This window comes from Mesorhizobium sp. J8 (assembly GCF_016591715.1).
Taxonomy (GTDB): domain Bacteria; phylum Pseudomonadota; class Alphaproteobacteria; order Rhizobiales; family Rhizobiaceae; genus Mesorhizobium.
Map to the genome: position 1 here is coordinate 2,992,216 of NZ_AP024109.1, position 26,046 is coordinate 3,018,261.

Consider the following 26,046-nt stretch of genomic DNA (forward strand, 5'->3'; position numbering starts at 1 on the left):
GGAGATCGAAATGAAACGAGCCGCTGCCGAGATCCTGCGTGAATATGGGCCGTTCCCCGGCGTCGAGCGCATCAACGGCGTCACCTATGATGGCGAAAATGTCTGGTTCGCCAGTGGCGACAAGTTGAACGCGCTCGATCCCGACAGCGGCAAGATCGTGCGTACGATCGATGTCGCCTCGCATGCCGGAACCGCCTTCGATGGCGAGTATCTCTACCAGATCGCCGAGGATCGCATCCACAAGGTCGACCCGAAGATCGGCAAGGTCGTCGCCACCATTCCTGCCCCCGGCAACGGGGGGGATTCAGGCATGGCCTGGGCCGAGGGTTCGCTCTGGGTCGGCGAATACCGGGCGCATAAGATCCATCAGATCGATCCCGAAACGGGCACGGTGATCCGCACGATCGAATCGAAGCGCGTCGTCACCGGCGTCACCTGGGTCGATGGCGAGCTCTGGCACGCCACTTGGGAAGACGAGGCGGGCGATCTGGTGCGCGTCGATCCCGACACTGGCGACGTGCTGCAGGAACTGGCGATGCCCTCCGGCGTGTCGGGGCTGGAATCCGACGGCGGCGGCTGCTTCTTCTGTGGTGGCGGGAGCAGCGGCAAGATCAAGGCCGCGCGGCGTCCGGGACACGGCGATAAATAACGGGCTGGCGGAAAACGGCGGCCTGGTCAGGCCGCTTCGCGGGCTGCCCGCGGTATGGGCTTGCTGGACGCCTTCGCGGCGTTCGGCCGGTCGACATGCGCCCAGGCAGGCCGCTCGAACAGGAAGGTGCCGAAGCCGATGCGCTTGACGATGAAATAGAGCACCACCGGGCTGATGACCGAGACGAGTAGCACCGCCAGGCTCAGCATTCCGGTGTCGGTCAGAAGGCCGCTTGCCAACATGACGCCCCGGAAGATCGACATCGGGATGGTGAAGGCGACATAGACGACCAGCGAATGCTCGCCGAGCCAGCGCAGCCACTCCATCGAGGCGAATTTCGACAGGAAGCCGCCGGCCACGCACAGTGCCACCGCGCCGGCCACGGCAAGCGCCAGATGCAGCGGCGGCCATGCCGCCAGGCCCATCTGCATGCCGACCGGCTGCATGGCATAGCCCGGCGAATAGACCAGCAGGCCGTTGACAAGCGCCCAGGCGAGCAGGCCGGCAACGGCGATTGCCGGACGAGCCTGAGTCCATTCGACCAGCCGGAAGATCAGCGGCGCCAGCACGAAGCCGAGATAGAAGAACACGAAATAGGCCGCGAACTGCTCGAGCGCGTAGCTGTCCGGCTTCGGCGCCCACATCTGCAGCGCGGCGGCAGCCAGGATGACGATCCAGTGCGGCACGCGAAGCTCGCGCAGGACGCGGATGACGATCCCGAAAACCGCCAGCATGTAGATGAACCACAAGACGCCGTAGGGCTGGACGACGGCCATGGCGAGATCGTGCAGCATGCCGGCCGGATCGCGGCTGAAGATGCCGATCTTCAGCCCGATCGAGATGAGCGCCCAAAGCACGTAGAAATAGAGATAGTGGACGACGCGGCGGTCGACATAGCGGCGCCACGGCCGGTCGATCACCTGCGACAGGAACAGGCCCGAGATCAGGAAGAACTCCGGCATGCGGAAGGGCGTGGCAAAGCCGATCACGTAATGCAGGAAGCCGACGCCGCCGGTATATTCGCCGGTGTTGTAGGCCGAATACATCATCACCACCAGGATGATGGAAAGGCCTTTCGCCGTATCCACCCACGGCATGCGGTTCGGGTTGGTCATGAACGATCTCAAGGAATTGTAGCTGTGCAAATTGTAGCGGACGGGCACGTCCCGCGCAGCATCAAGCTTCCATTAACGTAAACGCGGCCCTCGTTTCGGCGGCGGTCTCAGCGATCGGCCGATGTCGGAGCCATGGCGGCGGAACGCGGCTCGCGCATCGTCACCGCAACGATCGCGCCCGACAGGAAGGTCAATGCGGCAATGGCCATGATCGCCGCGGCGAAGCCGAAGAAGTCGGCGATCAGGCCGGCGGACAGGGCGCCGATCGCGTAGCCGAGGTCGCGCCAGAAACGGTAGACGCTGAGCGAGCGCGCTCGCCAGGAGGGGTGCGAGGCGTCCGACACCGCCGCGATCAGGCTCGGATAGACCATCGCGGTGCCGAGGCCGAGCAAAAGGCTCGCCAGCAGCCACCAGCCGAAATCGCGCGTCAGGGCGGTCAAGAGAAGCCCCGCCGCCTGCGCCCACATGCCGGCGACGATCAGCCCCTTGCGGCCCCATCGGTCGCTCAACGGCCCGGTGGCGACCTGAAGGATGCCCCACGCCGCCGGATAGACCGCCTTGAGGATGCCGATGCGCTCGACGCCGAGCCCGTTGGCGACGAAGAAAAGCGGAAACAGCCCCCAGCTCATGCCGTCATTCAGGTTGTTGACCAGGCCGGCCTGCGAGGCCGCGAACAGATTGCGGTCGCCGAACGAGGTCAGCATGAAGATCTCGCGGAAACTGAGCGGCGACGAAGCTTTTGGATGATTGGCCAGCTCCAGCCGCACATGCTCGCGGGTGTCGCGCACGAGCAGGATCGACAGCGCCGCGCCGAGGACCGCGTAGCCGACGCCGAGATAGATCGGCACCGGGCGCAGCCCGTAGCGGCTGGCGAGATAGCCGGTGAGGAAGGCGGTGACGCCGACGGCGAGATAGCCGGCGAACTCGTTGAGTCCGACGGCGAGCCCGCGCGATTTCGGCCCGACCAGGTCGACCTTCATGATCACCGTCATCGACCAGGCCAGCCCCTGGTTGATGCCGAGCAGCGCGTTTGCGGCGACGATCCAGGCCCAACTAGGGGCCCAGATGATGATGAAGGGTACCGGCAGGCCGAACAGCCAGCCAAGGATCAGCACGCGTTTGCGGCCCCATGTGTCGGCAAGCTGGCCGGAGACGAGGTTGGCGCAGGCCTTGACCACGCCGAAGCTGACGATGAAGGACGTGACGAGCGTGGTCGAAGCGACGCCGAATTCCTCCGCGCCGATCAGCGGCACGACGGTTCGCTCGATGCCGACCATGCCGCCGACGAAGGCGTTGATCAGCACCAGGAGCGAAAACTGCTTCCAGTTGGCCTTGAGGCCGAGCGCGACGGCCGACGCCGCTGCGCTCAAGATTTTGCTCCGGCGTTGAGCGCCCGGGTCCGGGCGACTTCCGGCGGGGGAGGGATGTCCTCTTTAAGGAGCGCCCCGATGTCGGGATCGAATACCAAGGGACCAAAAGCGACGCGAGTACCCTGCATGGCGGTATCTTAAGCGTTTCGAAAGTCTTCGCAAAAGGGATTCAACACGACAAAACGGCGACCAAGGCATTGTTCGGCGGCCGCCGGCTGGAGGACGGCATGCCCGAATGGAAAGCCGCCGGCCTGCCGGTGGTGGTTGTCTGAGGTGTGGCTGATTGACTGGCCTGGCCTGGCGGGCACCCCAGCAGATCGACGTGCGAGGGCTTCCGAAAGCTGATACATTCCTCGACGCCTTCATTCATCGGGCGGAGGGTCACGATGTCTGCGCGTTTTTATTCGCTCCTGCTGGCGTTTTTCCTGGCTGCACCCGGCGCCTTCTCCGAGACGTTGAAGCTTCCGGACAATCTGACGGGGTTCAGCTCTCCTGCCGGCGAGAGCTTTCTTGCCGAAAGCACAGCGAAGGAAGCCTATTTCCCCCTTGCGAGCAATTTTCTCACGCAAAAGACGCAGGCCTATTGCGGCGTGGCCAGCATCGTCATGGTGCTGAATGCGCTCAACGTTCCTGCGCCTTCAGTGCCCGAATACGAACCTTACAAGACGTTCACGCAGGACAATGTCCTGAACGAGCATACGGAGGCCATTCTTCCTCGCCAGGTCCTGGATAAGCAGGGAATGACGCTCGACCAGATCGGGGCCATTCTTTCCACCCAGCCGATCAAGGCCGAGGTCCGCCACGCCTCGGATGCCAGCCTTGAGCAGTTCCGCACCCAGGCCAGTTCGTTCCTCGCCAAACCCGGACATTTCGTCATCGTCAACTATGTGCGCAAGGCGATGGGCCAGGAGAAAGGCGGGCATATATCCCCGCTGGCCGCCTACGACGAGAAAGCGGACAAGTTCCTGATCCTCGATGTCGCCCGCTACAAATACCCGCCGGTGTGGGTGACGACGGCCGACCTGTTCGGAGCGATGAACACGGTCGACAGCGACAATGAGAACAAAACCCGCGGATATGTGCTGATATCGGCGCCTTTGGGAGAGTAATTCAACTGAACTTCCCGTTGAGCGCGCGCATAAGGAGACTTCACGCCTTGCAAAAAGCAAACGCCCGCGTTCGCGGCGCAGCGCGCCATACGAACCGCCTCGTGAGCGGCTCGTAACCGAGCAGCCCGCCTGGTCGCAGGCGAGCCGCCGGCCTGCCTTAAACCTCAGTCCTTGGCGCGCTCGACGTAGGAACCGTCGGCGGTCATCACCACGATGCGGGTGCCGGCGGAGATATGCGGCGGCACGGCGGTGCGCACGCCGTTGGAGAGCACGGCGGGCTTGTAGGAGGAAGACGCCGTCTGGCCCTTGGTGACCGGCTCGGTTTCCACCACCTCGAAGACGGCGCGCTGCGGCAGCGTCAGCGAGATCGGCACGCCGTTGAACTGCGCGAGCTGCACGGCCATGCCTTCCTGCAGATAGGGCGCCATGTCGCCGACCACGGCCTCGGAAGCCACGACCTGGTCGTAGCTTTCCGGGTTCATGAAGTGAAAACCTTCGCCGTCGGAATAGAGGAAGGTGTGCTCGCGCTCCTCGACATAGGCGCGCTCGACCATTTCGGTCGTGCGATAGCGTTCCGACACCTTCACCCCGTCGCCGATGCGGCGCATGTCGAGCTGGGTCACCGGCGTGCCCTTGCCAGGGTGGATGTTTTCGGCAAAGAGGATGACATAGAGCTTGCCGTCCTTATCGACGACGTTGCCTTTGCGTAAGGAACTGGCGATGACCTTGACCACGATATTGGATCCCGTTCGAGTTTTTCGGCCTGCAAGCGTCGATTTCCGCGAAGCGGCGACGGCGGCCATCGCGTGCGCCCTAGCGCATCTTGCGCCGAACCGCCAGTCTTCGCAGCGATTTTCCTGCCCATGACCGCCGCTTCGCCCTGGTGGACGCCTGATGTCCATGCCGACCGCCGGCCGCGGCTGATGGCGCGCAATGCCATTGCCGCGGCGCTGCGCGGCTGGTTCGCGGAGCGCGATTTCATCGAGGTGACGACCTCGGCGTTGCAGGTCTCGCCGGGCAACGAGGCGCATCTCGCCGCCTTCGCCACCGAGGCGATCGGGCCGGACGCATCGCGTCGGCCGCTCTATCTCCACACCTCGCCCGAATTCGCCTGCAAGAAGCTGCTGGCCGCCGGCGAGAAGCGCATCTTCAGCCTCGGTCCGGTCTGGCGCAACCGCGAGCGCGGACCGCTGCATCACCCCGAGTTCACCATGCTCGAATGGTATCGCGTCGGCGAAACTTACGAGCGCCTGATGGACGACTGTGCCGAATTCCTGGCGCTCGCCGCGGAAAAGGCCGGCGCCAGGAGTTTCCGTTTTCGCGGCCGCGAGGCCGATCCGTTCGCCGAGCCGGAGCGGCTGAGCGTGGCGGAGGCTTTCACGCGCCATGCCGGTATCGACCTGCTCGCGACCGTTTCAGCCGACGGCGGCACCGACCGCGACGCGCTTCATGGAGCGCTGGTCCGGGCCGGCCTGCGCACCGCGCCTGACGACAATTGGGCCGATCTCTTTAGCCGGGTGATGGTGGAAAGGATTGAGCCGGCGCTGGGGCAGGGGCGGGCCACCATCCTCTACGGCTATCCGATATCCGAGGCGGCGCTCGCCCGGCCGAGCGCCGAGGACCCGCGCGTCGCCGAGCGCTTCGAGCTCTATTGCTGCGGCGTCGAGCTCGCCAACGCCTTCGGCGAGCTCACCGACGCGGCCGAACAGCGCCGCCGCTTTGCCGCCGAGATGGACGAGAAGGAGCGCGTCTATGGCGAGCGCTATCCGCTGGACGAGGATTTCCTCGCGGCTTTGGCCCTCATGCCTCAGGCCAGCGGCTCGGCCCTCGGCTTCGATCGGCTGGTGATGCTGGCGACCGGAGCTGCCAGGATCGAGGACGTCATCTGGGCGCCGGTGGCCGACTGACGCCCTTTCTTGCTGCTGCGGCAAAGCATCCGGGACGAACCGCGGCGATTGCCTTGAGATTGCCGCATCCGCCATTGCACAAGCGTCGATGGAACAATAGATGGTGCCCGTGGCATCCGTCGATGGTGCGAATGCATCCGTACGCCAGGGTCGCCTGACGGACTGCGTGAACAAACAGGAACAACCTTATGGCCGATAAGCTCGACGCAGCGAAATTGACCGATCGCGTCGCGGCGCTCGTCGAGGCCGCCAAGCGCGCCGGCGCCGACGCGGCCGACGCGGTGGCGGTGCGCGGCCGCTCGACCGGCGTCTCGGTCCGGCTGGGGAAGGTCGAGGGCACCGAATCCTCGGAGAGCGAGGACGTTTCGCTGCGCGTCTTCGTCGGCCAGCGCGTGGCCAGCGTCTCGGCGACCGCCGCCTCCGATCCCAAGGCGCTCGCCGAACGTGCCGTGGCCATGGCCAAGGTCTCGCCCGAGGATCCGTATCAGGGCCTTGCCGATCCGGCGCTGCTTGCTCGTAATTTGCGCGATCTCGATCTCTTCGACCCGACAGAAGTTTCGGCCGACCAGCTCAAGGAGGCAGCCCTTGCCGCCGAAGCGGCCGCGTTGGCCGTCAAGGGCGTCACCAATTCCTCGGGCAGCAGCGCCGGCGCCGGCCTGGGCGGCCTGGTTCTCGCCACCTCGCATGGTTTTGTCGGCCAGTACGTCGCCTCGCGCTTCTCGCGTTCGACCAGCGTCATTGCCGGTGAGGGAACCGCAATGGAGCGCGACTATGAATTCTCCTCGCGCCAGCATTTCGCCGACCTCGACGCGCCGGAAGAGATTGGCCGCAAGGCCGGTGAACGCGCGGTGCGCCGTCTCGGAGCCCGCAAGGCGGCGACCGGCCCGGTCGACGTGGTGTTCGATCCGCGCGTGGCGCGCGGCATAGCCGGCCATCTCGCCGGCGCCATCAACGGTGCGGCGGTAGCCCGCAAGACCAGCTTCCTGCGCGACATGATGGGCAGAGAGGTGGCTTCGGCCGCGATCACCGTCACCGACGAGCCTTTGCGGCGGCGCGGCCAGGCCTCGCGCCCCTTCGACGGCGAAGGGGTCGAAGGCGAGAAGCTGCTGATGGTCGACAAGGGTGTCTTGAACCACTGGTTCCTGTCGACCTCGGCCGCGCGCGAGCTTGGCCTCGTCACCAATGGGCGCGGCTCGCGCAGCGGCTCGTCGGTCTCGCCGTCCTCGACCAACCTTGCCATCGAGCCCGGCGAGCGTTCGCCGGAAGACCTCATCGCATCGCTGAAACGTGGCTTCTATGTCACCGAGGTCTTCGGCCAGGGCGTCGACATGGTGACCGGTGAATACAGCCGCGGCGCCTCCGGCTACTGGATCGAGAACGGCGCGCTGGCCTATCCGGTGGCCGAGGTGACGATCGCTTCGAACCTGAAGACCATGTTCCTCAACATGGTGCCGGCGAACGACCTCGACCGCAATTTCGGCACGGCGGCGCCGACGCTCCTGATCGAAGGGATGACCCTTGCCGGCGCTTGACCAATTGACATCGAGCGCGGCCCGCGACGATCTCGTTCTGTTGCGCGATGCCGCGCGGGAGGCCGGCGCCATCGCCATGCGCTATTTCGGCAACAACCCGCAGGTGTGGATGAAGGGAGGCACCTCGCCGGTCAGCGAGGCCGACCATGCGGCCGACGCCTATCTCCGCGAGACCTTGCTCAGGGCGCGTCCGGATTACGGTTGGCTGTCGGAAGAGACCGCCGACGACCACGCCAGGCTGTCGGCGCGCCGCACCTTCGTCGTCGACCCGATCGACGGCACGCGCGGCTTTCTCGATGGCCTGCATTCCTGGTGCGTCAGCGTCGCCGTGGTCGAGGACGGGCGCTCGCTCGCCGGCGTGCTCGAATGCCCGGCCAAGGGCGAGACTTATTGGGCGCTGCCGGGCGAGGGTGCCTATCTCAACGACAAGCGCATCCACGTGCGTCCGCTGGGCGAAAGCGTCGATATCGGCGGACCGAAGCCGCTGGTCGATCTGATGCCGCAAGCCTGGCAGGACAGGCTGCGCCGGACGGCGTACATTCCCTCGCTTGCCTATCGGCTGGCGATGATCGCCGCCGGCAAGCTCGACGCGACCTTCGTCAAGCCGAACGCGCATGACTGGGACATCGCCGCCGCCGACCTCATCCTCACCGAGGCCGGCGGCGCGCTGCTTGATCGCGCCGGCAAGCCGCCGCGCTACGCCGGCGAGGTGATCAACCACGGCGCGCTCGCCGCAGGCAGCGGCGAACTGCTCGGCGTGCTGGCCGGCGTAATTGCCGGCCTTGACCAAGGGTGAGTCGGCCCGCAGTTCCAAAATCGGCCACTTTGGGCTAAACATCTCACAAAATTCATGAATCTGCGAAGGATCGGCATGGCCGTGGAAGACGGAAAGAAACAGCTTTTGCACCTTGTGTTTGGCGGCGAGCTGAAAAAGCTGGGCGGAACCGAGTTTCGTGACCTGGACGCGCTCGACATCGTCGGAATCTACCCCGACTATCAATCGGCGCACGCCGCTTGGAAGGCGAAGGCGCAGGCCAGTGTCGACAATGCCCACATGCGTTATTTCGTTGTTCATCTGCACCGTTTGCTCGATCCAGACTCGAAGGCCGGCGGTTGACGTCGATGGAGCATGAAGCGGTGAAAGGGGCGACCCGGCGGCGCGCCGCCAGGCGCGGCGGAACGCGCACGCTATGGCGGCGCATCCGCGAGCCTTTGGCGCAGTCGAGTTTCGTTAAGAACTTCATCGCCAGCCTGTTCGCCTGGTTCCTGCGCCTGATTCGGCTCACCAGCCCGCTGGTCGAGGGCTCGACCCAGGTTGCCGGCGGCGCCTATGCGCATCTCGAGCCCGGCATCATCGCGCTCTGGCACGGTCAGCATCTTCTCACCCCTGCCTACTATCCCAAGGGCCGGAAGCTGGTCGCCATGGTCTCGCGCAGCGCCGATGCCGAGCTTCAGGCGCAGATGCTCGAGAAGTTCGGCATCGAGGCCGTGCGCGGCTCCGGCGGCCGCGACAGTTCGAGGCATCTCGACAAAGGCGGCGCCAAAGCCCTGATCGCACTAAAGAAATCCCTCGTGATCGGCAAGAACGTCGCCATGATCGCCGACATTCCGAACGGCACGCCGCGCGATGCCGGGCTCGGCATCGTCCTTCTGGCAAAGCTTTCCGGCCGGCCGATCCTGCCCTCGGCCATCGCCACCAGCCGCCGCAAGGTGCTGGAGAAGAGCTGGGACAAGACCACCATCAACCTTCCCTTCGGCCGCTCGGCAGTCATCGTGGGCCCGCCTGTCTTCGTGCCGGCCGATGCCGACGACGCCGAGATGGAACGCAAGCGACAGGAGGTCACGGCCTCCCTCAACGCCGCGACGGCCGAGGCCTATCGCCTCGTGGATGGCGGCTAATGAGCGAGCGTTGGGCGCGCGTGGCCCTGACGGCCTACCGCTATGCGGGGGCGGCCGCCTATCCGCTGATCGGTCCCTATGTCGCCTGGCGTGCCTCGCGCGGCAAGGAGGATCGCGCCCGCCGGCGCGAGCGCTACGGCGTTGCGGGGCGTCCGCGGCCGGAAGGGCCGGTGATCTGGATCCATGCGGCGAGCGTCGGCGAGACGATCGCGGTGGTGCCGCTGGTCGAGAGCATCCTCGACTATGGGGTCAACATCGTTCTGACCACCGGCACGGTGACGTCGGCCAAGGTCGCCGAAGAGCGCCTCGGCAGCCGCATCATCCACCAATATGTGCCGCTCGACCTCAAGCCGGCGGTAAGTCGTTTCCTCGATCACTGGCGGCCGGAACTGGCGATCATCGCCGAATCGGAAATCTGGCCGATGACCATCCTGGAGCTCGGCGCGCGCAACGTGCCGCAGGTTCTGGTCAACGGCCGGCTGTCGGACCGTTCCTTCATGTCCTGGAAGAAGCGCGCCAGTGTTGCCGAGGCGCTGTTCGAAAACCTTGCCCATGTCATCGCCCAGTCGGATGTCGACGGCGAGCGGTTCCGCGCGCTCGGCGCCCGGCCGGTCACCGTATCCGGCAACCTCAAGGTCGACACCAACCCGCCGCCGGCCGACGAGCGGGCCTTGGCCACCTTGCAGCGCCAGGTCGGAGAGCGCCCGACCTGGGCGGCGATCTCGACCCATGACGGCGAGGAGGTCGTGGCCGCCGAGGTCCATGCCAGCCTGCACAGGCGCCATCATGGGCTCTTGACCATCGTCGTGCCGCGCCATCCCGACCGCGCCGATGCGCTTGCCGCACAGATTTCCGGCATGGGCCTTTCGGTGGCAAGGCGCAGCAAGGGCGACCGCATCTCGCCCGATACCGATATCCTTCTCGGCGACACGATCGGCGAAATGGGCCTTTATTTGAGGCTGACCGAGATCGCGTTCGTCGGCCGCTCGCTGACGTCGGAAGGCGGCCAGAATCCGCTCGAGCCGGCAATGCTCGAAACCGCCGTGCTGGCCGGACGCAACGTGCAGAATTTCCGCGAGGCCTATCAGCGCCTGCTCGACAGCGGCGGCGCCAAGCTGGTGCGCGACCGCGATATGCTGACCGGTGCCGTCAACTTCCTTTTGACCAACGAGGCGGCGCGCCACGAAATGATGGCGGCGGGTGCTGCCACCGTCGACGAGATGCGCGGCGCGCTCGCCCGCACGCTGAAATCGCTGGAGCCCTATATCCAGCCGCTGGTCGTCAAGGCGCGCCTGAAAGGCGCTAACGGGCGCTAGCGCATGACGCTAAGAATAGTGGGACAGCTGCGATGACCAGCGAAGCGCCGCCCTTCTGGTGGGAAAAGCCGGACTGGCGCGTGCTTGCGCTGTCGCCGGCATCGGCGGTCTATGGACTGGTCGCCGGCCGGCGCATGCGCCATGCTCCGCGCGAGAAGGTCGCGGCACCCGTGCTGTGCGTCGGCAATCTCACCGTCGGCGGCAGCGGCAAGACGCCGGTCGCCATCGCCTTGGCCAAGCAAGCCAAGCGAATGCAGCTCACGCCAGGCTTCCTGTCGCGCGGCCACGGCGGCTCGTTCGCCAAGCCGCATGTCGTCGATGCGCATCACGACGCCGCCAAGCATGTCGGCGACGAGCCGCTGCTCCTGGCCGAGCATGCGCCCGTCGCGGTGACGGCGAACCGTGCCGCCGGCGCGAAGCTGCTTATAGAGCAACATGGCTGCGACTTTCTGATCATGGATGACGGGTTCCAGTCGGCGCGCATCCATATCGATTACGCACTGGTGGTGGTCGACGCCCGCTTCGGCATCGGCAATGGCCGCGTCATCCCGGGCGGGCCGCTCCGCGCCAAGGTCGTCGACCAGCTCGTGTACACCAGCGGCTTGTTGAAGATGGGCGAGGGCGCCGCCGCCGATGGCGTCGTGCGCCAGGCGGCGCGCGCCGGGCGGCCGATCTTCCTGGCGCATGTCGAGCCCGCGGACCCGTCGCGCTTCGCCGGCGGCCGCTTCCTTGCCTTCGCCGCCATCGGCCATCCGGAGAAATTCTTCGACACGGTGCGCGGCGCGGGCGGCGAGGTGGTTCAGTCACGCGCTTTTCCGGACCATCATTTCTACGCGCAGGACGAGCTCGCCGAGCTTTTGCTGCTTGCCCGACGGGAGGGGTTGCGCCTCGTCACCACGGCAAAGGACGCCGCCCGGCTGCGCCATGGCGAGACGCCTGCCGGTTTCCTCGATCAACTGGACGTGCTCGATATCGAGGCCGTGTTCGAGCTCGATCATGTGCCCGAACGCATCATCGACGAGACGCTCGACGCCTGGCGCCAGCGCAAGATGCGAGGCTGAGTTTCGGGACCGGTCGGCGCTGACGGGCGAAGGCGTGTCACGGAAGCGGATGCAACGGTTTCCGCGAACCGAAATTATCCCCGCTTGCGCAATTCCGGGTGCATCTCGATCTCGCGGGCAAGCGAGACCGCGGCGTTCGCATAGGGCTCCTGCCGCGCGACGCTCCAATATTTGAGCTCGTCGAGGGGAATGTTCTCGCCCGTCACCGCGCAGCGCACGAAAGAGCCGGGACTGGTGACCTGGAAGTCGCCGTCGAGATAGCGGATCCGGGCTTCCCTGCCGCCCGGGCCTTCGAAACGGTTCATCATGAAAGGACGCTTGCGTTCATCGGGGTTTCAATCGCCACAAATCGCAAGCAACGTCAAGCTTGACGCAATGTTCATCCGGTATGGCTGAACTGCAAAATGGTTTCCGGAAGCCGGCATGGACATCACCTCGACCCGTTTGAACGCGCTGATCGGTGAAGCGCTCGCACCGCAGCCGGTTCCGTCGCCCAAGGCCGATCCTGCGGTGGCGGCTTTGATCAAGACGCTGGTCCAGCCGCAGGCGCCCTCGACGGGGCAGGCGGCGCAAATCGCGGCCCAGTCGCTGCAAAGCGCAGAGCCGCGCCCCGCCGCCCAGGCGCCGCAACGCCTGTCGTCCGCAGAGGTCGAGGATGCTTACCGCGCCGTGATGGAGCCGGATGCCGCCACCGACGATGCGCCGGCAAGGCCCGCGACGGGCAGGGTGGCGACGGATACCGATCAGGTCCCGCGCGGCTTCGCCTCACCGCAGGCAGCGATTGCCGACAATCCGCCGAGGGCGTCGGTTGCGCCGGCATTGTCCACATTTTCGCCGGCAGTCGCTTCGGCTGCGGTGCTGGTCGCTGCGAACGCCAATGCGCCGCAGCCTCGCGGTGCCGCGGTCCGTCCGGCTGGGCATGCGCCGCGCTCCGATTCCGTCGCGGTATCGCTCTGGACGATATCAGTCGTCACGGCCATCGTCTCGGCGGTGACCGCGACGATCATGGTGCTGTTGCTTCGCTGAACCCGCTCAGTCGTCCTGCAGGAAAGCTTCGAGCTTTTCCGGAGCAAGCCCTGCCTGCTCGGCAATGCGCCTGGCAAGGTCAGCCGCGGCCGCGCGCGGCCGGCCGACCGGACGATCCATCCAATAGGATACCGGATTGAGCACAACGCGCTCATCGACACCGACGATACGGCCGGATTGAAGCTGGTCCGCCGTCAGCGGCGGCCGCGCCAGCGCGATGCCCAGCCCGTGCGCCGCAGCGTCCAGCACCAGATTATAGTCCTCGAACCGCCTGTCCTGCGGACGGGGACGGTAATCGACGTCTTGCGCGGCAAACCATGCGCGCCACGCGGACGCGTCGGAATCGTTGATCAGCGGGAATTTCAGCAGCCGCGCAGGATCGCCTCGCCCGATCTCCTTGGCGAGCTGCGGCGAGGCGATGGGAAAAATCTGCTCCTCGAACAGCTGCACCGAAACCCGGCCGGGGATGCGGCCGCGCCCGCAGCGCACCGAAAGGTCGATGCCTTCGTCGGCGAGGTCGGCCTGGCGGTTGTCGACGTCGAGCACGATGCGCAGCTTGGTCGGATGGTTCTCGAGCGCCGCCATGCGCGGCATCAGCCAAAGCCCGCTGACCGAGGGGATGGAGGCCAGCCGCACCACGGCGGTGCCGCGCGGCTCGACCCAGCGGTCGGAGTTGAACGAGATCAGCGCGAAGGCCTCGGCGGTCCGCAAATGCAGGCGGTTGCCCTCGATCGTCAACGTCACGCCGCGGGCATTGCGTTCGAACACTTTCAAGCCCAGCCAGTCCTCCAGCTTGGCGATCTGACGGCTCACCGCGCCATGGGTGAGATTGAGTTTTTCGGCCGCCGCGGAAAAGCTCCCCGTCCGCGCTGCCGCGTCGAAAGCGCGCAACGTCTCGAGCGGCAGTATCTGGTCTGAGCTGTGATCCATGCTCACAGCTGACCCTCGAATTGGTCGTTTGTCAATTGGCCGGCAATGGCGTTTTCTGGATTCATGACACAGAAGGACGAGGTTACGGCAATGAGCGCTTACACCGGCACGTTGAATGAGACACAGCGCATGGACACGACCGCTGCGGTCGCGGTGGCGCTGACGGTGCTTGGCTGGGCCTCGGCTTTCCCGGCGATCCGCGCCGGCCTCGCGGCCTTCCAGCCGCTGGAACTCGGCGCGTTGCGCTTTGCCATCGCGGCGGTCCCGGCCGCCATATTCCTCGCGGTGAAGCGCCCGGCGCTGCCCAGGATCAACGAGCTGTGGCGCTTTGCCTTCGGCGGCGCCATCTTCGTCGCGCTCTACACCGCCATGCTCAATTTCGGCGAGCTCACCGTCTCGGCGGGCGCGGCCGGCTTCATCATCAATGTCAGCCCGATCTTCACGGCCATCATGGCCATGGCCCTGCTCGGCGAGCGTTTTTCCGGCATGGCCTGGGTCGGCACCGTCGTTTCCTTCACCGGCATAGGCATCATCGCGGTGGCCGACGGGCACGGCCTGCATTTCAACGCCGGCGCGCTGCTGGTGTTGGGCTCGGCGCTCTGCTCGGCCGTCAATACCATCGTGCAGAAGCCGCTCTTTGCCCGCCACCATCCGCTGACGATCTCCGCTTCCAACATGGTGCTCGGCGCGCTCTGCCTGTCACCCTTCCTGCCGGAAGCGTTTTCGCAGGCGGCGGTTGCCGACACCGCCGGTCTCGGCGCCGTCGTCTATCTCGGCATCGTGCCTTCGCTGATCGCCTATGCCGCCTGGGCGACGGCGCTGTCGCGCCTGCCGGCCGCTCGCGCCTCGAACTTCCTCTACCTCGTCTCGCCGACCTCCGCTTTGATCGGCTTCTTCTGGCTGGGCGAAGTGCCGTCGCTGCTCGGCATCCTCGGCGGCGCGCTGGCGCTGGGTGGCGTCATTGTCGTGAATTTGAAGCGTTAAATCAAAAGGTTGAGAGCGTTTCCGGACTCGAGTTGACAAGTTGCAATTTAATCAGATGCCGGCTTTTGGTGAAGGCACGAAGCAAGCTATCTTGATCTCGTTCGATGGAGGGGGATCGAGATGGGGAGATGGTCCGTAGCCGTGACGCTTTGCCTGCTCGTGTTGAGCGGAAAGGCTTTCGCAGGTTGGTATCAGGTCAAGAATTACGAGGGCTCGATCGGGCCGAACCCGGTCCACTTGTCACTCCAGAGATATGACAGCTTCGGCAGCGGGATCACCGTGGAGGGGAGCTACCTTTACGATGCCAAGCAGACCCCCATTGCGCTTTACGGCAAGGCCGAAGGAGCCAAGCTCTCGCTTTGCGAGATCACGGACGACAAGGAAGTGGATCGGGTGTTGGTGGTGGGATCAAAGGCGCCCGTCGATACCACGAGATGCCCGTTTTCGCTCGAAATCAGCGAACGCGGTGCAAGGGGAACCTGGACCAAGGGACTGGAGAAGCTGCCGGTCGTGCTTAAGGAAGTCGCCGGCCTCGACGACACGGCCGAGGGCGAGATCAAGGGAATCGTCGAAATCCCCTTTTGGGCGCACACGGCCATCGATCGGTTTGCCGGTATCTTCGCCAAAACCGACGCCGGCATCTGCATGACCAAACTACAGGTTGTCAGCAAGAAGGAAAAGAAGGCCGTTCAGAGCATCCGGTTCGACGATCCTGACTGCAACGCCGGCATGTTGATGACGCCCATTTATATGAACGTTCAACTGCAGGACGAAGAGACTATTTCCGTGAATTTTCGCGGCGGCAATGGCGGCTATACGGTGGAGTATGGCTTCTCCCCGAAAACCGGAATGTATCACCGATTGGTGCACTGATGAGCCTGCCTGCTGATGGCTCGCGGAATATCACCGCCGCCCGAACAGCCGCTCGATATCGGCGAGCTTGAGCTCGATATAAGTCGGGCGGCCGTGGTTGCAGGTGCCGGACCCCGGCGTTGCCTCCATTTGGCGCAGCAGCGCGTTCATCTCCTCGGCCTTGAGCAGCCGGCCCGAGCGGACGGAACCGTGACAGGCCATGGTCGCGGCGATCTTGTCCAGCCGCTCCTTCAGCGTCTCGACGGTGTCGTTGTCGGCGATCTCGTCGGCGAGGTCGCGCACCAGTTGCTGCACATTGGTTTCGCCGAGCATCGACGGCGTCTCGCGCACCGCCACCGCGCCGGGGCCGAAGCGTTCGAGGCCGAGGCCGAATTTGGCGAGCGTGTCGGAATGCATGGCCAGCCGCTCGGCGTCTTCTTCCGGCAAGTCGACGATCTCGGGCAAAAGCAGCATCTGCGAGGGCACCGCGCGCGAATGCAGCGCGTTCTTCAACGCCTCATAGACCAGCCGCTCATGCGCAGCATGCTGGTCGACGATGACGAGCGAATCCCTGGTCTGGGCGACGATATAGTTCTCATGCACCTGCGCGCGCGCCGCGCCCAGCACCATGCCGAGCAGGGCCTCGGCCGGCTCGGCCGTACCGGCTCGCGCGTCGGCGCTGGCGAGCGGGCCGGTATCGAAGGCGGCCTGCTCGTTCTCGGCAAAACCGTTCCGTCGCGGTCGTGGACCGCCCATGTCGAGCGGCCGCTGCGCCGAGCGCAACGGGTCGAAGCCGCCGGAACCGGAAGCGTGATAGGCGGCCTCGTAGCTGCGGTGGCCGCCTATCGGCCCGGGATGCGAATAAGGCGCGACGCCCGGCCTGAACGCCGCCATCATGCCGGCGGCACCTGTCGTCGCCGCGCGGATGCCCGCTCCGGCCAGCGCCTCGCGGATGGCGCCGACGATCAGCCCACGCACAAGGCCCGGATCGCGGAAGCGTACATCGGCCTTGGCGGGATGGACATTGACGTCCACCGTCGAAGGATCGAGCGACAGGAAGAGCACCGTCACCGCGTGCCGGTCGCGCGGCAGCACATCGGCGAAGGCGCCGCGGATCGCGCCGGCGATCAATTTGTCGCGCACCGGCCGTCCATTGACATAGGCATATTGCTGCAGCGCATTGGCGCGCGTGTAGGACGGGATCGAGACATGACCGGCAAGATGGACGCCGTCGCGCATGGCGTCGATGGCGATCGCATTGTCGGGAAAATCCTTGCCCATGACCTGCGCGACGCGGGCAAGCCGGCCCTCTGGGGTATCGCTGGTTGCCGGCAGCTCCAGCGTCGAGCGGTCGGCGCCGGCAAGCGTGAACCGGACGGCGGGAAAGGCGATGGCGATGCGCTTCACCACGTCGCTGATGGCCGAACTTTCGGCCCGCTCGCCCTTCATGAATTTGAGCCTGGCCGGCGTGGCGAAGAAGAGGTCGCGCACCTCGACCGTGGTGCCGCGGTTCGCCGCCGCCGGCTTCACCGGCGAAACCCGTCCGCCGTCGATGCCGATCTCGGCCGCGCTGTCGCCGGAGGCCGTGCGCGAGCGGATCGAGAGCCGCGCGACGGAACCGATCGAAGGCAGCGCCTCGCCGCGGAAGCCGAGCGAGCGGATGTCGTGGATGTCGTCGGAGAGCTTGGAGGTGCAATGCCGCGCGACCGCCAGCGCCAGTTCTCGTTCGGGAATGCCCGAACCGTCATCGGTGACACGGATCAGGTTCAGCCCGCCGCCGGCGGTGACGATCTCCACGCGCGAGGCGCCGGCGTCGAGCGCGTTCTCGACCAGCTCCTTCACCACGCTTGCCGGACGCTCGATGACCTCGCCGGCGGCGATCTGGTTGATCATCGTTTCGGAAAGCTGGCGGATGGGCATCCGGCGATTATAGGCGGATTCGAACGGCGTGGGGGAGGGGCAGGATGAGGTTGGCAACAGCTAACGCCGCGATCCTCGCCCCGCTACCCCGCCAGCGCGGCCTGCATCGCGAACCGAGTGAACCTCAAGCCTGCGCCACCAGCCAGTCCCTCACCCTGCGCGCATTGTCGCTGAGGTCGCGGTTCTTCGGCCAGATGACATGAAAGCCGATGCCGGTCCGCATGACATGATCGGTTACCGGCACCAGCAGACCCGATGCCACCAGGCGTTCGACCAGATGCCGCCATCCGAGCGAGATGCCTTGTCCCTCCATCACGGCCTGGATCACCAGCGCATAGTCGTTGATGCGCAGGCCGCGCTCCGCATTGCGCAGGCTGGTTCCGGCCGACGCGAACCATTCGTCCCAGGTCGGCGCCTCGCGATAGGGCTCCTCGAGATGGATCAGCCGATGCGTCGCCAGTTCCTCGACCGTTTTCGGCTTGCCGAATTTGGCAAGGTAGCTCGGCCCCGCGACCGGGAAGATCTCTTCCTCGGAGAGCGATAGCGAGTGATAGTCCGGCCAGTCGCGCGGCACGCCGCCGCGCACGCCGAGCGGAATCCCCTCTGCGATGATGTCGAGGTCTCGGTCGGCGGTCTGGATGCGGAGATCAATGCCCGGCAGCTCGTCGCGGAACTGCTGCAGGCGCGGCATCATCCAGAACGAGCCGAAGGCGGTCGAGGCGGCAAGCGTGACATGGCCGCCAGTCGCCTGCAGGCGAAGGTCCTCCGCCGATTTGCGGATATGCGACAGGCCGAGCGAGACATCGGCATGGAAGCGCTCGCCGGCCTCCGTCAGAAGCACCTGGCGGTGGCGCCGCTGGAACAGCTTGGCGCCGAGCTGTTCCTCCAGTCCCCGCACCGCGTAGGAGACGGCCGCCTGCGTCATGCCGAGCTCGCGCCCGGCGGCGGTGAAGCTCGACAGCCGGCCGGCGGCTTCGAAAACGATGAGGCTGCCGGCGGAGGGCAGGAGATGGCGCAGGCTTCGCATAAGGCAAGCTTATACAAGAGATCAGGATTTTCCAGCGTCACATCCATATTTCGTCCCGCTAACTTGGGTCGCGGGAAGAAGGAGCCTCCATGAACGCACCGGCCGTTGAATTGACCGAACCGACCCACCGCCGCGGCGGCGGCCGCCTTGGCCGCAAGGCGCTGAGAAGCGCGCCGATCGCGTCCTTCCCGACCCTTGTGCGCAAGATTCCCGCCTACGAGATCGTGCCGGACGAGGCGGTGGAACTGATCCACGAGGAATCGCTCAAGATCCTCGAGGAGGTGGGCTGCGAATTCCGCGACGACGGAGCGATCGAGCTCTGGAAGGCCGCCGGCGCCGATGTCCGGCAAACGCGTGTCCGCATCGACCGCGCGCTGTTGATGGAGCTGGTCTCGAAGGTTCCGGCCGAGTTCACCCTCCATGCGCGCAATCCCGAGCGCACCGTGCGCGTCGGTGGCAAGAACTCCATCTTCGTGCCGATGTATGGCGCGCCCTATGTCCGCGACCTCGACAACAAGCGCCGCTACGGCACGCTGGCCGACCTCAACAACTTCCACAAGATGGCCTACATGGCGCCGGCGCTGCATTCCTCGAGCTCGGTCATCTGCGAGCCGATGGAAATCGCGGTGCCGAAGCGGCACCTCCATATCATCCATTCGGCGCTGAAGCATTCCGACAAGCCGTTCATGGGCATCGTGACGTCCAAGGAGCGCGCCGAGGACACGATGGCGATGGCTGCAATCGTCTTCGGCGAGGACTTCGTGCGCGACAATCCCGTGCTGGTCGCGATCACCAACTGCAACTCGCCGCTGGTGTGGGATGCCACGATGATCGACGCCATGCGGGTCTATGCCAGCCACAACCAGCCGCTGATCCTGGCGCCCTTCGCGCTGTGCGGCGCCTCGACCTCGGCCTCCGCCGTCGGCGCGGTGGCGCAGGTCAACGCCGAGGCGCTTGCCGGCGTGGCTTTGACCCAGCTCATCCGGCCAGGTTCGCCGCAGCTCTACGGCCAGTTCATGGTGACCGTCGACATGAAGACCGGCGCGCCGATGGGCGGCACGCCGGAAGCGGCGCAGATGATGTATCTGATGGGCGCGCTGGCCAGGAAATACAAGCTGCCGTGGCGCACCTCCGGCTTCCATGTCGGCTCCAAGCTCAACGACGCGCAGGCGGGCTATGAGGCGAACATGCTGATGCATGCCGCGATCCTGTCCGGCGCCAACTACATCTGGCATTCCGCCGGCTGGCTGGAGGCGGGGCTGACTTGCGGCTATTCGAAATTCGCCACCGACTGCGAGCAGCTGGTGGGCTGGTACAAATATGCCGGCGGCGTGTCCTTCGACGATTTCAAGGACGCGATGGCGGCGATCCGCGAGGTCGGCCCGCAAGGGCATTTCCTCGGCACGCAGCACACGCTCGAGCATTTCGAGAGCGCCTTTTTCATGCCCAACATCATGGATTTCAATTCCTTCGAGCAATGGACCGCCGAAGGCGCGAAGGACCATGACACGCGCGGCCTCGAAAAGGCGCGCGCCATGCTCGCCGACTACCAGGAGCCGAAGCTCGACGAGGGCATTGCCGAAGGTCTCGCGGATTTGATCGCTAGGCGTGAGGAAAAGCTGCCGGACAGCGTTAGTTGATGGATGGCAGCGTCGGCGCATGATCCCGAAAAGCGGGAACCGGTTTCCGGAAAAGATCATGCTCCAACAAAGAGTTAGACCAACCGGGCGAAGACCTGAAGAAACCAATGGGAGAAAGAGAATGACACTGTTCAGAAGCAATGGCGACCGGGTCCCGGCTGCTATCGAAGCGATGGCCGAGGAGGCACGCGCGGGGCGGGTCGACCGGCGCGAATTCCTGGCTCTGGCAAGCGCCTTCGGAGCGTCGACCGCGTTCGCCTACGGCATGCTCGGCCTTGCCGCGCCGACCAGGGCGCTCGCCGACGAGCCCAAGAAGGGCGGAACGCTGCATGTCGCAATGTCGGTCAAGGCGCAGAAAGACCCGCGCACCTATGACTGGACGGAGATGGCGAATGTGACCCGCACCTGGCTGGAGCCGCTGGTGCGCTACACGCACCAGTTCACCTTCGAGCCGGTGCTGCTCGAAAGCTGGGACGTCAATGACGACGCCACCGAATACACGTTGCACCTGCGCAAGGGCGTCACCTGGAACAATGGCGATGCCTTCAACGCCGACGACGTGGTCGCCAACCTGAACCGCTGGTGCGAGAAGGGGGCTTCCGGCAACTCGATGGCCGCCCGCGTCGGCGCGCTGATCGACACCAAGACAGGCAAGGCCAAGGACGGCGCGATCACCAAGGTCGATGACCACACGGTCAAGCTGAAGCTCAATGAACCCGACATTGCCATCATCCCGGGCTTTACCGACTATCCGGCGCTGGTCGTGCATCGCGACTTCGACAAGGACGGCGCCGATCCGATCAAGAAGCCGATCGGAACGGGGGCCTTCGAGCTGGTGTCCTATGCGGTCGGCCAGAAAGCGGTCGTCAAGCGCCGTGAGAACGGCAAATGGTGGGGCGGCGAAGCACCTCTCGATGGCGTCGAGTTCATCGACTACGGCACCGATTTCAACGCCACGCTGAATGCCTTCGATTCCGGCGAGATCGACCTAGATTTCGAAACGCCCGCGGATTTCATCGACCCGCTCGACAAGATGGGTCTGGTGAAATCGGAGGTCGCGACGGCGACCACGCTCGTTGCCCGCACCAATGTCACGCATAAGCCCTATGACGACAAACGGGTCCGCAACGCGCTGCAGATGGCGGTCGACAACAACCAGGTGATGCAGCTCGGCTATAATGGCCGCGGCACGGTCGGCGAGAACCATCACGTCGCCCCGATCCATCCCGAATACTACCCGCTGCCCAAGAAGGAGCGCGATGCGGCCGGCGCCAAGAAGCTGATGGCGGAAGCAGGGCAGGCCGACTTCGAACATGAGCTGATCACGGTCGAGGACGAATGGCAGAAGAACACCGGCGACGCCATCGCCGGCCAGTTGCGCGACGCCGGCATCAAGGTGAAGCGCACCGTGCTGCCTGGCTCGACCTTCTGGAACGACTGGACGAAATATCCCTATTCCATGACCATCTGGTACATGCGCCCACTGGGCGTTCAGGTGCTGGCGCTCGGCTACCGCACCGGCGAGGCCTGGAACGAGACGGCCTATTCCAATCCGGAGTTCGACGCCAAGCTCAAGGAGGCGCTGTCGCAGATCGATGTCGCCAAGCGCAAGGAGGTGATGAAGGACGTCGAGGCGATCCTGCAGGACTCCGGCGTCATCATCCAGCCCTTCTGGCAGAAGCTCTACTGCCACATGAACAAGAAGGTGAAGAACTACTCGATGCACCAGACCTACGAGATGGACTTCCAGAACGTCTGGCTGGATGCCTGAGCGCGCCCGGGCTTCATGAGTCGCAAAGACTTCATGAGCCGCAAAAAAGGCGATATGCAGGATGCGTGGCGGCGAGCTTGCCGCCACGTACCGAACCCCGGAGATCCTGCATGAAGCCGATAGTGCTTGCCGCTGTCTTCTCGATTGCCTTGCCTGGCGCCGCGCTTGCCGGGCCGGCGTCCAACGCCGTGAAGTTCTTCTATGTGCCGGCGGTGAAGTTCGAGGCGGACGCCAAATACCGTGACCGTTTCACCGAGCCGGTCACCAAGCTGTTCGAGGCCAACGACAAGGCGCAGAAGGAGAAGCCCGACGAGGTGTCCTGCATCGACTTCGACCCAGGCCTCGACGCCCAGGATTTCGACCAGAAGACCGTGTCGAAGACGCTGAAGCTCACCGAGGCCGTCAATGGCGACACCGCTGAGGTGACGGCGAGCTTCAATCTTTTCCCGGAAGGCGATGACTCCAAACGCGAAATGGTGTGGTCGCTGAAGAAAGTGGACGGCAAGTGGAAGATCGCCGACATCACCTCCAGACCAGCGACTGGAAGCTCAGCGCGCTGGGATGCGGCGCCTCGACGGAGTGATGCCGTGCTTCGCCGTTCCGTCCTCGCGCTGGCGAGCTTGCCCATGCTGGCCGCGGGGCTGAGCGGCGGCGCCTTTGCGCAGGGGCTCTTCGGCGCGCCGCCCCCAAAAGCCTCATCCGGCGACAATACCTCGCCGCCTGCGATCGACACGTCGCCGCCTGCAGCCGCTGCGCCGGAAAGCAAGCCGGCCGAACCGGCGCCTGTCGCCCCTGTTCTGCCCGGATCGCCGACCGCAGTGGTGAAGCCCTTCTACGAGCATCTCGGGCTGGAGCTCGATCCCGCCCAGCGCAAGAACTTCGTCGATCCGGCGAAGACCGTTCTCGACAAGAGCGATGCGCTGCGCGCCTCGGGGCAGGGCGAATGCCTCGATCCCAACATGGCGCTCGACAATGCCGACTATGACAAGCTCGCCATCGACCGGAGTCTGCGCACTATCGAAGCCGTGAATGGCGACGAGGCCAAGGTGGTCGTCGCCTTCGTCGTCGAGGGCCACCAGCACCGGCTGGAGTGGAAGCTGAAGAAGGTCGGCGGCGGCTGGAAGGTCTCCGACCTCCTGTCGGTCACCGGCGAATGGGCGCTGAGCCAGTATCAGTGCGAATGATGGCGATTAACTCAGCCTCGCCCGCGATAGGGCGCGACGCCGGTGTCGGGCAGCCAGGCATCCTTGGGCGGCGCGCCGGTCTGCCAGAAGACGTCGATCGGGATGCCGCCGCGCGGGAACCAGTAGCCGCCGACGCGCAGCCAGAGCGGCTTGGTCGCCTCCACGATGCGGCGGCCGATCATCACCGTGCATTCCTCGTGGAAGGCGCCGTGGTTGCGAAACGACGTCATGAACAGCTTCAGCGACTTCGATTCCACCAGCGTCTTGTCGGGCGCGTAGTCGATGACGATGTGGGCGAAGTCCGGCTGGCCGGTGACCGGGCAGAGCGAGGTGAATTCGGGGCAGGTGAAGCGCACGATCGCGGGCGGGCCGTCTCCGCGATTGAACGGCACGGTCTCCAGGACCGCCTGTTCGGGGCTCTGTGGCGTCTCGACGTGCTTGCCGAGCTGGGTGAGGTTCTTGGCGTCGGTCATGGGTGGCTCCTTGCTGCCGCCCAAAGGTCCGGGCGGCAGGCAAAACAAGGCGGAAATTGCGCCGCAATCTTTCGGGCGCGGCGGGTTTGGGCCGCTCCATAACACAAATGAAATGGCAGGAAGAAGATGACCAGCAACGACCCGCTTCTCCAACCTTACCAGCTCAAGCACCTGACGCTAAAGAACCGGGTGATGTCGACCAGCCATGAACCGGCCTATTCCGAGGATGGCATGCCGAAGGAGCGCTACCGGCTCTACCATGCCGAGAAGGCTAAGGGCGGCATGGCGCTGACCATGACGGCGGGCTCGGCGATCGTCTCGCGCGACAGCCCGGCCGCCTTCGGCAACCTGCATGTCTATGACGACCGCATCGTGCCGTGGCTCGCCGAACTGGCGGATTCCTGCCATGAGCACGACTGCAAGGTGATGATCCAGATCACCCATCTCGGCCGCCGCACCGGCTGGAACAAGGCCGACTGGCTGCCGGTGCTTTCGGCCTCGCCGGTGCGTGAGCCGGCGCATCGCGCCTTCCCGAAGACCATCGAGGACTGGGACATCGAGCGCATCGTTGCCGACTATGCCGCGGCCGCGCAGCGTTGCCAGGCCGCCGGCCTCGACGGCATCGAGTTCGAATCCTACGGGCATCTGATGGACGGCTTCTGGTCGCCGCTTACCAACCATCGCGACGATGAGTTCGGCGGCTCGCTCGACAATCGGCTGCGCTTCACCGACATGGTGCTGGATGCGGTGCGCGCCGCCGTCGGCGACAAATTCATCGTCGGCATTCGCATGGTCGCCGATGAGGATTTCGAAAACGGCATATCGAAGGAGGTGGGAGTCGAGATTGCCAGGCGCTTGGCCTCATCCGGCAAGGTGGATTTCCTCAACATCATCCGCGGCACGATCGAGACCGATGCGTCGCTGACCAAGGTCATTCCGGTGACCGGCATGCGGTCCTCGCCGCATCTTGATTTCGCCGGCGAGGTGAGGGCGGCGACCAAATTCCCGACCTTCCACGCCGCGCGCATTTCCGACGTCGCCACAGCGCGCCACGCCATCGCCACCGGCAAGCTCGACATGGTCGGCATGACGCGCGCCCATATTGCCGACCCGCATATCGTCAAGAAGGTGATGGAAGGCCGCGAGCACGAGATCCGCCCTTGCGTCGGCGCAACCTACTGCCTCGACCGCATCTATGAAGGCGGCGAGGCGCTGTGTGTCCACAACGCCGCGACCGGTCGCGAAGCGACGATTCCGCACATCATCGCCAAGAGCGAAGGACCGAAGAAGAAAGTCGTGGTGGTGGGCGCGGGCGCCGGCGGCCTGGAAGCGGCGCGCGTCGCGGCCGAACGCGGGCACCAGGTCACCGTGCTCGAAGCCTCCAGCCAGGCAGGCGGTCAGGTGAGGCTCGCCACTCAGAACCCGCGCCGCAAGGAACTGATCGGCATCATAGACTGGCGGCTGGCCGAACTCGATCGCCTCGGCGTCGAGATCCGCTACGACACCTGGGCAGAGAAGGACGACGTGCTGGCGCTGGCGCCGGACGTGGTGATCGTGGCGACGGGCGGCATGCCGCAGAACCCGCCGCTGACGGCCGGCGACAATCTTGTGACCTCGAGCTGGGACATCATGGCCGGCAGCGTCAAGCCGGCCGAGAACGTGCTGCTCTATGACGACAATGGCGGCCATCAGGGCATGGGCGCCGCCGAACTCATCGCCAACGGCGGCTCTAAGCTGGAGCTGGTCTCGCCGGAGCGCTTCTTCGCGCCGGAAATGGGCGGCATGAACCACGTGCCCTATATGCGTGCCTTCCACGAGAAAGGCGTCACCGTCACCATCAACACCCGCCTGCGGTCGGTGCGGCGCGAGGGCAACCAGCTCATCGCCGAGCTGGCCTCGGACTTCGCCGATGGCTGGCGGGCCGAGCGGCGGGTCGACCAGGTGGTGGTCGAGCATGGCACGGCGCCGCTCGACGACCTCTACCTTGCTCTCAAACCTTTGTCGAAGAATGGCGGCGCGGTCGACTACGAGCGCCTGGTGAACGGCGGCGACATCTTCCCCAAGCGCAATGCCGAAGGCGGCTTCGTGCTGTTCCGCATCGGCGACGCGGTCGCCTCGCGCAACATCCACGCCGCCATCTATGACGGCATCCGGTTCGGGATCAGGATCTGACGGAGAGGCCGCAGCGCGAAAATCGCGGCTGCGGGAAAAGCGCCAGTTGCGGGTACCGCGCCTTCCGCGATCGGCTTTTCACTGCTGCAAAACCATTTGTATATGCTTG

24 protein-coding genes and 1 pseudogene are annotated in these 26,046 nt (G+C 65.3%); 17 read left to right on the forward strand and 8 right to left on the reverse strand.

Annotated elements, in window-relative coordinates:
• Positions 1 to 10 precede the first annotated feature (10 nt).
• Complete coding sequence (locus MJ8_RS14155) at positions 11 to 649, forward strand: DUF6923 family protein (protein WP_201414938.1); 639 nt, start codon at positions 11 to 13, stop codon at positions 647 to 649.
• A gap of 26 nt (positions 650 to 675) precedes the next feature.
• Here MJ8_RS14155 and MJ8_RS14160 read toward each other — a convergent pair whose 3' ends face one another.
• Positions 676 to 1,764, reverse strand: a complete 1,089-nt coding sequence (locus MJ8_RS14160) for an acyltransferase family protein (RefSeq protein WP_201414939.1) — start codon at positions 1,762 to 1,764, stop codon at positions 676 to 678.
• Positions 1,765 to 1,871: 107 nt separating this feature from the next.
• Positions 1,872 to 3,134 carry an MFS transporter gene (locus MJ8_RS14165; protein WP_225248256.1) on the reverse strand — a complete coding sequence of 421 codons (1,263 nt, stop codon included), beginning with the start codon at positions 3,132 to 3,134 and terminating at the stop codon, positions 1,872 to 1,874.
• 455 nt (positions 3,135 to 3,589) lie between these two features.
• Between MJ8_RS14165 and MJ8_RS14170 the strand changes: the two genes are divergently transcribed.
• Positions 3,590 to 4,243: a phytochelatin synthase family protein gene (locus MJ8_RS14170; RefSeq protein ID WP_263649669.1), complete on the forward strand. Its 654-nt coding sequence runs from the start codon at positions 3,590 to 3,592 to the stop codon at positions 4,241 to 4,243.
• A gap of 164 nt (positions 4,244 to 4,407) precedes the next feature.
• Here the strand turns inward: MJ8_RS14170 and efp are convergent, their stop codons facing one another.
• The gene (gene efp, locus MJ8_RS14175) at positions 4,408 to 4,977 is read right to left on the reverse strand and encodes an elongation factor P (protein WP_201414941.1); all 570 of its coding nucleotides are present in this window, start codon (positions 4,975 to 4,977) and stop codon (positions 4,408 to 4,410) included.
• Positions 4,978 to 5,106: 129 nt separating this feature from the next.
• Between efp and epmA the strand changes: the two genes are divergently transcribed.
• The 7 genes from epmA to lpxK all read left to right on the forward strand — a co-directional run bounded on the left by epmA (position 5,107) and on the right by lpxK (position 11,958).
• On the forward strand, positions 5,107 to 6,150 hold the full coding sequence (gene epmA / locus MJ8_RS14180) for an EF-P lysine aminoacylase EpmA (RefSeq protein WP_201414942.1): 1,044 nt from the start codon (positions 5,107 to 5,109) through the stop codon (positions 6,148 to 6,150).
• 188 nt (positions 6,151 to 6,338) lie between these two features.
• Positions 6,339 to 7,682, forward strand: coding sequence for a TldD/PmbA family protein (locus MJ8_RS14185; RefSeq protein WP_201414943.1), 1,344 nt, complete (start codon positions 6,339 to 6,341; stop codon positions 7,680 to 7,682).
• Positions 7,669 to 8,478 carry a 3'(2'),5'-bisphosphate nucleotidase CysQ gene (locus MJ8_RS14190; RefSeq protein WP_201414944.1) on the forward strand — a complete coding sequence of 270 codons (810 nt, stop codon included), beginning with the start codon at positions 7,669 to 7,671 and terminating at the stop codon, positions 8,476 to 8,478. The genes MJ8_RS14185 and MJ8_RS14190 overlap by 14 nt, the downstream gene beginning before the upstream one ends.
• A gap of 75 nt (positions 8,479 to 8,553) precedes the next feature.
• Positions 8,554 to 8,799 (forward strand): DUF4170 domain-containing protein, encoded by a 246-nt coding sequence (locus tag MJ8_RS14195; RefSeq protein ID WP_201414945.1) that lies wholly within the window; start codon positions 8,554 to 8,556, stop codon positions 8,797 to 8,799.
• Between the two features lie 5 nt (positions 8,800 to 8,804).
• On the forward strand, positions 8,805 to 9,581 hold the full coding sequence (locus tag MJ8_RS14200; protein WP_201414946.1) for a lysophospholipid acyltransferase family protein: 777 nt from the start codon (positions 8,805 to 8,807) through the stop codon (positions 9,579 to 9,581).
• Positions 9,581 to 10,897 (forward strand): lipid IV(A) 3-deoxy-D-manno-octulosonic acid transferase, encoded by a 1,317-nt coding sequence (waaA, locus tag MJ8_RS14205; RefSeq protein ID WP_201414947.1) that lies wholly within the window; start codon positions 9,581 to 9,583, stop codon positions 10,895 to 10,897. The genes MJ8_RS14200 and waaA overlap by 1 nt, the downstream gene beginning before the upstream one ends.
• Before the next feature lie 32 nt (positions 10,898 to 10,929).
• On the forward strand, positions 10,930 to 11,958 hold the full coding sequence (lpxK, locus tag MJ8_RS14210) for a tetraacyldisaccharide 4'-kinase (protein WP_201414948.1): 1,029 nt from the start codon (positions 10,930 to 10,932) through the stop codon (positions 11,956 to 11,958).
• Positions 11,959 to 12,032: 74 nt separating this feature from the next.
• Here lpxK and MJ8_RS14215 read toward each other — a convergent pair whose 3' ends face one another.
• Positions 12,033 to 12,266, reverse strand: coding sequence for a DUF2093 domain-containing protein (locus tag MJ8_RS14215; RefSeq protein WP_201414949.1), 234 nt, complete (start codon positions 12,264 to 12,266; stop codon positions 12,033 to 12,035).
• A 115-nt stretch (positions 12,267 to 12,381) separates the two neighbouring features.
• On the opposite strand from MJ8_RS14215, the gene MJ8_RS14220 reads away from it, so the two are divergent.
• A complete protein-coding gene (locus tag MJ8_RS14220) occupies positions 12,382 to 12,984 on the forward strand; it encodes a hypothetical protein (protein ID WP_201414950.1) in 603 nt (200 codons plus the stop codon).
• A gap of 6 nt (positions 12,985 to 12,990) precedes the next feature.
• Here MJ8_RS14220 and MJ8_RS14225 read toward each other — a convergent pair whose 3' ends face one another.
• On the reverse strand, positions 12,991 to 13,914 hold the full coding sequence (locus MJ8_RS14225) for a LysR substrate-binding domain-containing protein (RefSeq protein WP_201414951.1): 924 nt from the start codon (positions 13,912 to 13,914) through the stop codon (positions 12,991 to 12,993).
• Positions 13,915 to 14,004: 90 nt separating this feature from the next.
• Here MJ8_RS14225 and MJ8_RS14230 point away from each other — a divergent pair, with 90 nt between their 5' ends.
• Both MJ8_RS14230 and MJ8_RS14235 read left to right on the forward strand, forming a co-directional pair.
• Entirely contained in the window at positions 14,005 to 14,898 is an 894-nt protein-coding gene (locus MJ8_RS14230; protein ID WP_201414952.1) for a DMT family transporter, read from the forward strand.
• 141 nt (positions 14,899 to 15,039) lie between these two features.
• Positions 15,040 to 15,771: a hypothetical protein gene (locus MJ8_RS14235; RefSeq protein WP_201414953.1), complete on the forward strand. Its 732-nt coding sequence runs from the start codon at positions 15,040 to 15,042 to the stop codon at positions 15,769 to 15,771.
• 30 nt (positions 15,772 to 15,801) lie between these two features.
• On the opposite strand, the gene mutL is transcribed toward MJ8_RS14235, so the two are convergent.
• Together mutL and MJ8_RS14245 are read right to left on the reverse strand one after the other, a co-directional pair.
• Positions 15,802 to 17,670 (reverse strand): DNA mismatch repair endonuclease MutL, encoded by a 1,869-nt coding sequence (gene mutL, locus MJ8_RS14240; RefSeq protein WP_201414954.1) that lies wholly within the window; start codon positions 17,668 to 17,670, stop codon positions 15,802 to 15,804.
• Between the two features lie 124 nt (positions 17,671 to 17,794).
• Positions 17,795 to 18,697, reverse strand: a complete 903-nt coding sequence (locus MJ8_RS14245) for a LysR substrate-binding domain-containing protein (protein ID WP_201414955.1) — start codon at positions 18,695 to 18,697, stop codon at positions 17,795 to 17,797.
• Between the two features lie 89 nt (positions 18,698 to 18,786).
• Here MJ8_RS14245 and MJ8_RS14250 point away from each other — a divergent pair, with 89 nt between their 5' ends.
• The 4 genes and pseudogenes from MJ8_RS14250 to MJ8_RS14265 all read left to right on the forward strand — a co-directional run bounded on the left by MJ8_RS14250 (position 18,787) and on the right by MJ8_RS14265 (position 23,292).
• Positions 18,787 to 20,337 (forward strand): trimethylamine methyltransferase family protein, encoded by a 1,551-nt coding sequence (locus MJ8_RS14250; protein ID WP_201414956.1) that lies wholly within the window; start codon positions 18,787 to 18,789, stop codon positions 20,335 to 20,337.
• Positions 20,338 to 20,458: 121 nt separating this feature from the next.
• Positions 20,459 to 22,108 carry an ABC transporter substrate-binding protein gene (locus tag MJ8_RS14255; RefSeq protein WP_201414957.1) on the forward strand — a complete coding sequence of 550 codons (1,650 nt, stop codon included), beginning with the start codon at positions 20,459 to 20,461 and terminating at the stop codon, positions 22,106 to 22,108.
• A gap of 110 nt (positions 22,109 to 22,218) precedes the next feature.
• Positions 22,219 to 22,691, forward strand: a pseudogene (locus MJ8_RS14260) (DUF3828 domain-containing protein).
• 4 nt (positions 22,692 to 22,695) lie between these two features.
• Positions 22,696 to 23,292 carry a hypothetical protein gene (locus MJ8_RS14265; RefSeq protein WP_201414958.1) on the forward strand — a complete coding sequence of 199 codons (597 nt, stop codon included), beginning with the start codon at positions 22,696 to 22,698 and terminating at the stop codon, positions 23,290 to 23,292.
• An 11-nt stretch (positions 23,293 to 23,303) separates the two neighbouring features.
• On the opposite strand, the gene queF is transcribed toward MJ8_RS14265, so the two are convergent.
• Complete coding sequence (gene queF, locus MJ8_RS14270; protein ID WP_201414959.1) at positions 23,304 to 23,765, reverse strand: preQ(1) synthase; 462 nt, start codon at positions 23,763 to 23,765, stop codon at positions 23,304 to 23,306.
• A gap of 126 nt (positions 23,766 to 23,891) precedes the next feature.
• Between queF and MJ8_RS14275 the strand changes: the two genes are divergently transcribed.
• Positions 23,892 to 25,937, forward strand: a complete 2,046-nt coding sequence (locus tag MJ8_RS14275) for an FAD-dependent oxidoreductase (RefSeq protein WP_201414960.1) — start codon at positions 23,892 to 23,894, stop codon at positions 25,935 to 25,937.
• Positions 25,938 to 26,046: the final 109 nt, after the last annotated feature.

Excerpts from the sequence above, each read along its gene's own strand:
- MJ8_RS14230 (WP_201414952.1), top strand. The coding sequence starts at position 14,005 with ATGAGCGCTTACACCGGCACGTTGAATGAGACACAGCGCATGGACACG.
- lpxK (WP_201414948.1), top strand. The coding sequence starts at position 10,930 with ATGACCAGCGAAGCGCCGCCCTTCTGGTGGGAAAAGCCGGACTGGCGC.
- MJ8_RS14255 (WP_201414957.1), top strand. The coding sequence starts at position 20,459 with ATGACACTGTTCAGAAGCAATGGCGACCGGGTCCCGGCTGCTATCGAA.
- MJ8_RS14250 (WP_201414956.1), top strand. The coding sequence starts at position 18,787 with ATGAACGCACCGGCCGTTGAATTGACCGAACCGACCCACCGCCGCGGC.
- MJ8_RS14225 (WP_201414951.1), bottom strand. The coding sequence starts at position 13,914 with ATGGATCACAGCTCAGACCAGATACTGCCGCTCGAGACGTTGCGCGCT.
- epmA (WP_201414942.1), top strand. The coding sequence starts at position 5,107 with ATGACCGCCGCTTCGCCCTGGTGGACGCCTGATGTCCATGCCGACCGC.
- MJ8_RS14245 (WP_201414955.1), bottom strand. The coding sequence starts at position 18,697 with ATGCGAAGCCTGCGCCATCTCCTGCCCTCCGCCGGCAGCCTCATCGTT.
- MJ8_RS14200 (WP_201414946.1), top strand. The coding sequence starts at position 8,805 with ATGGAGCATGAAGCGGTGAAAGGGGCGACCCGGCGGCGCGCCGCCAGG.
- queF (WP_201414959.1), bottom strand. The coding sequence starts at position 23,765 with ATGACCGACGCCAAGAACCTCACCCAGCTCGGCAAGCACGTCGAGACG.
- MJ8_RS14160 (WP_201414939.1), bottom strand. The coding sequence starts at position 1,764 with ATGACCAACCCGAACCGCATGCCGTGGGTGGATACGGCGAAAGGCCTT.
- MJ8_RS14195 (WP_201414945.1), top strand. The coding sequence starts at position 8,554 with ATGGCCGTGGAAGACGGAAAGAAACAGCTTTTGCACCTTGTGTTTGGC.
- mutL (WP_201414954.1), bottom strand. The coding sequence starts at position 17,670 with ATGCCCATCCGCCAGCTTTCCGAAACGATGATCAACCAGATCGCCGCC.
- MJ8_RS14215 (WP_201414949.1), bottom strand. The coding sequence starts at position 12,266 with ATGATGAACCGTTTCGAAGGCCCGGGCGGCAGGGAAGCCCGGATCCGC.
- waaA (WP_201414947.1), top strand. The coding sequence starts at position 9,581 with ATGAGCGAGCGTTGGGCGCGCGTGGCCCTGACGGCCTACCGCTATGCG.
- MJ8_RS14185 (WP_201414943.1), top strand. The coding sequence starts at position 6,339 with ATGGCCGATAAGCTCGACGCAGCGAAATTGACCGATCGCGTCGCGGCG.
- MJ8_RS14220 (WP_201414950.1), top strand. The coding sequence starts at position 12,382 with ATGGACATCACCTCGACCCGTTTGAACGCGCTGATCGGTGAAGCGCTC.
- MJ8_RS14155 (WP_201414938.1), top strand. The coding sequence starts at position 11 with ATGAAACGAGCCGCTGCCGAGATCCTGCGTGAATATGGGCCGTTCCCC.
- MJ8_RS14275 (WP_201414960.1), top strand. The coding sequence starts at position 23,892 with ATGACCAGCAACGACCCGCTTCTCCAACCTTACCAGCTCAAGCACCTG.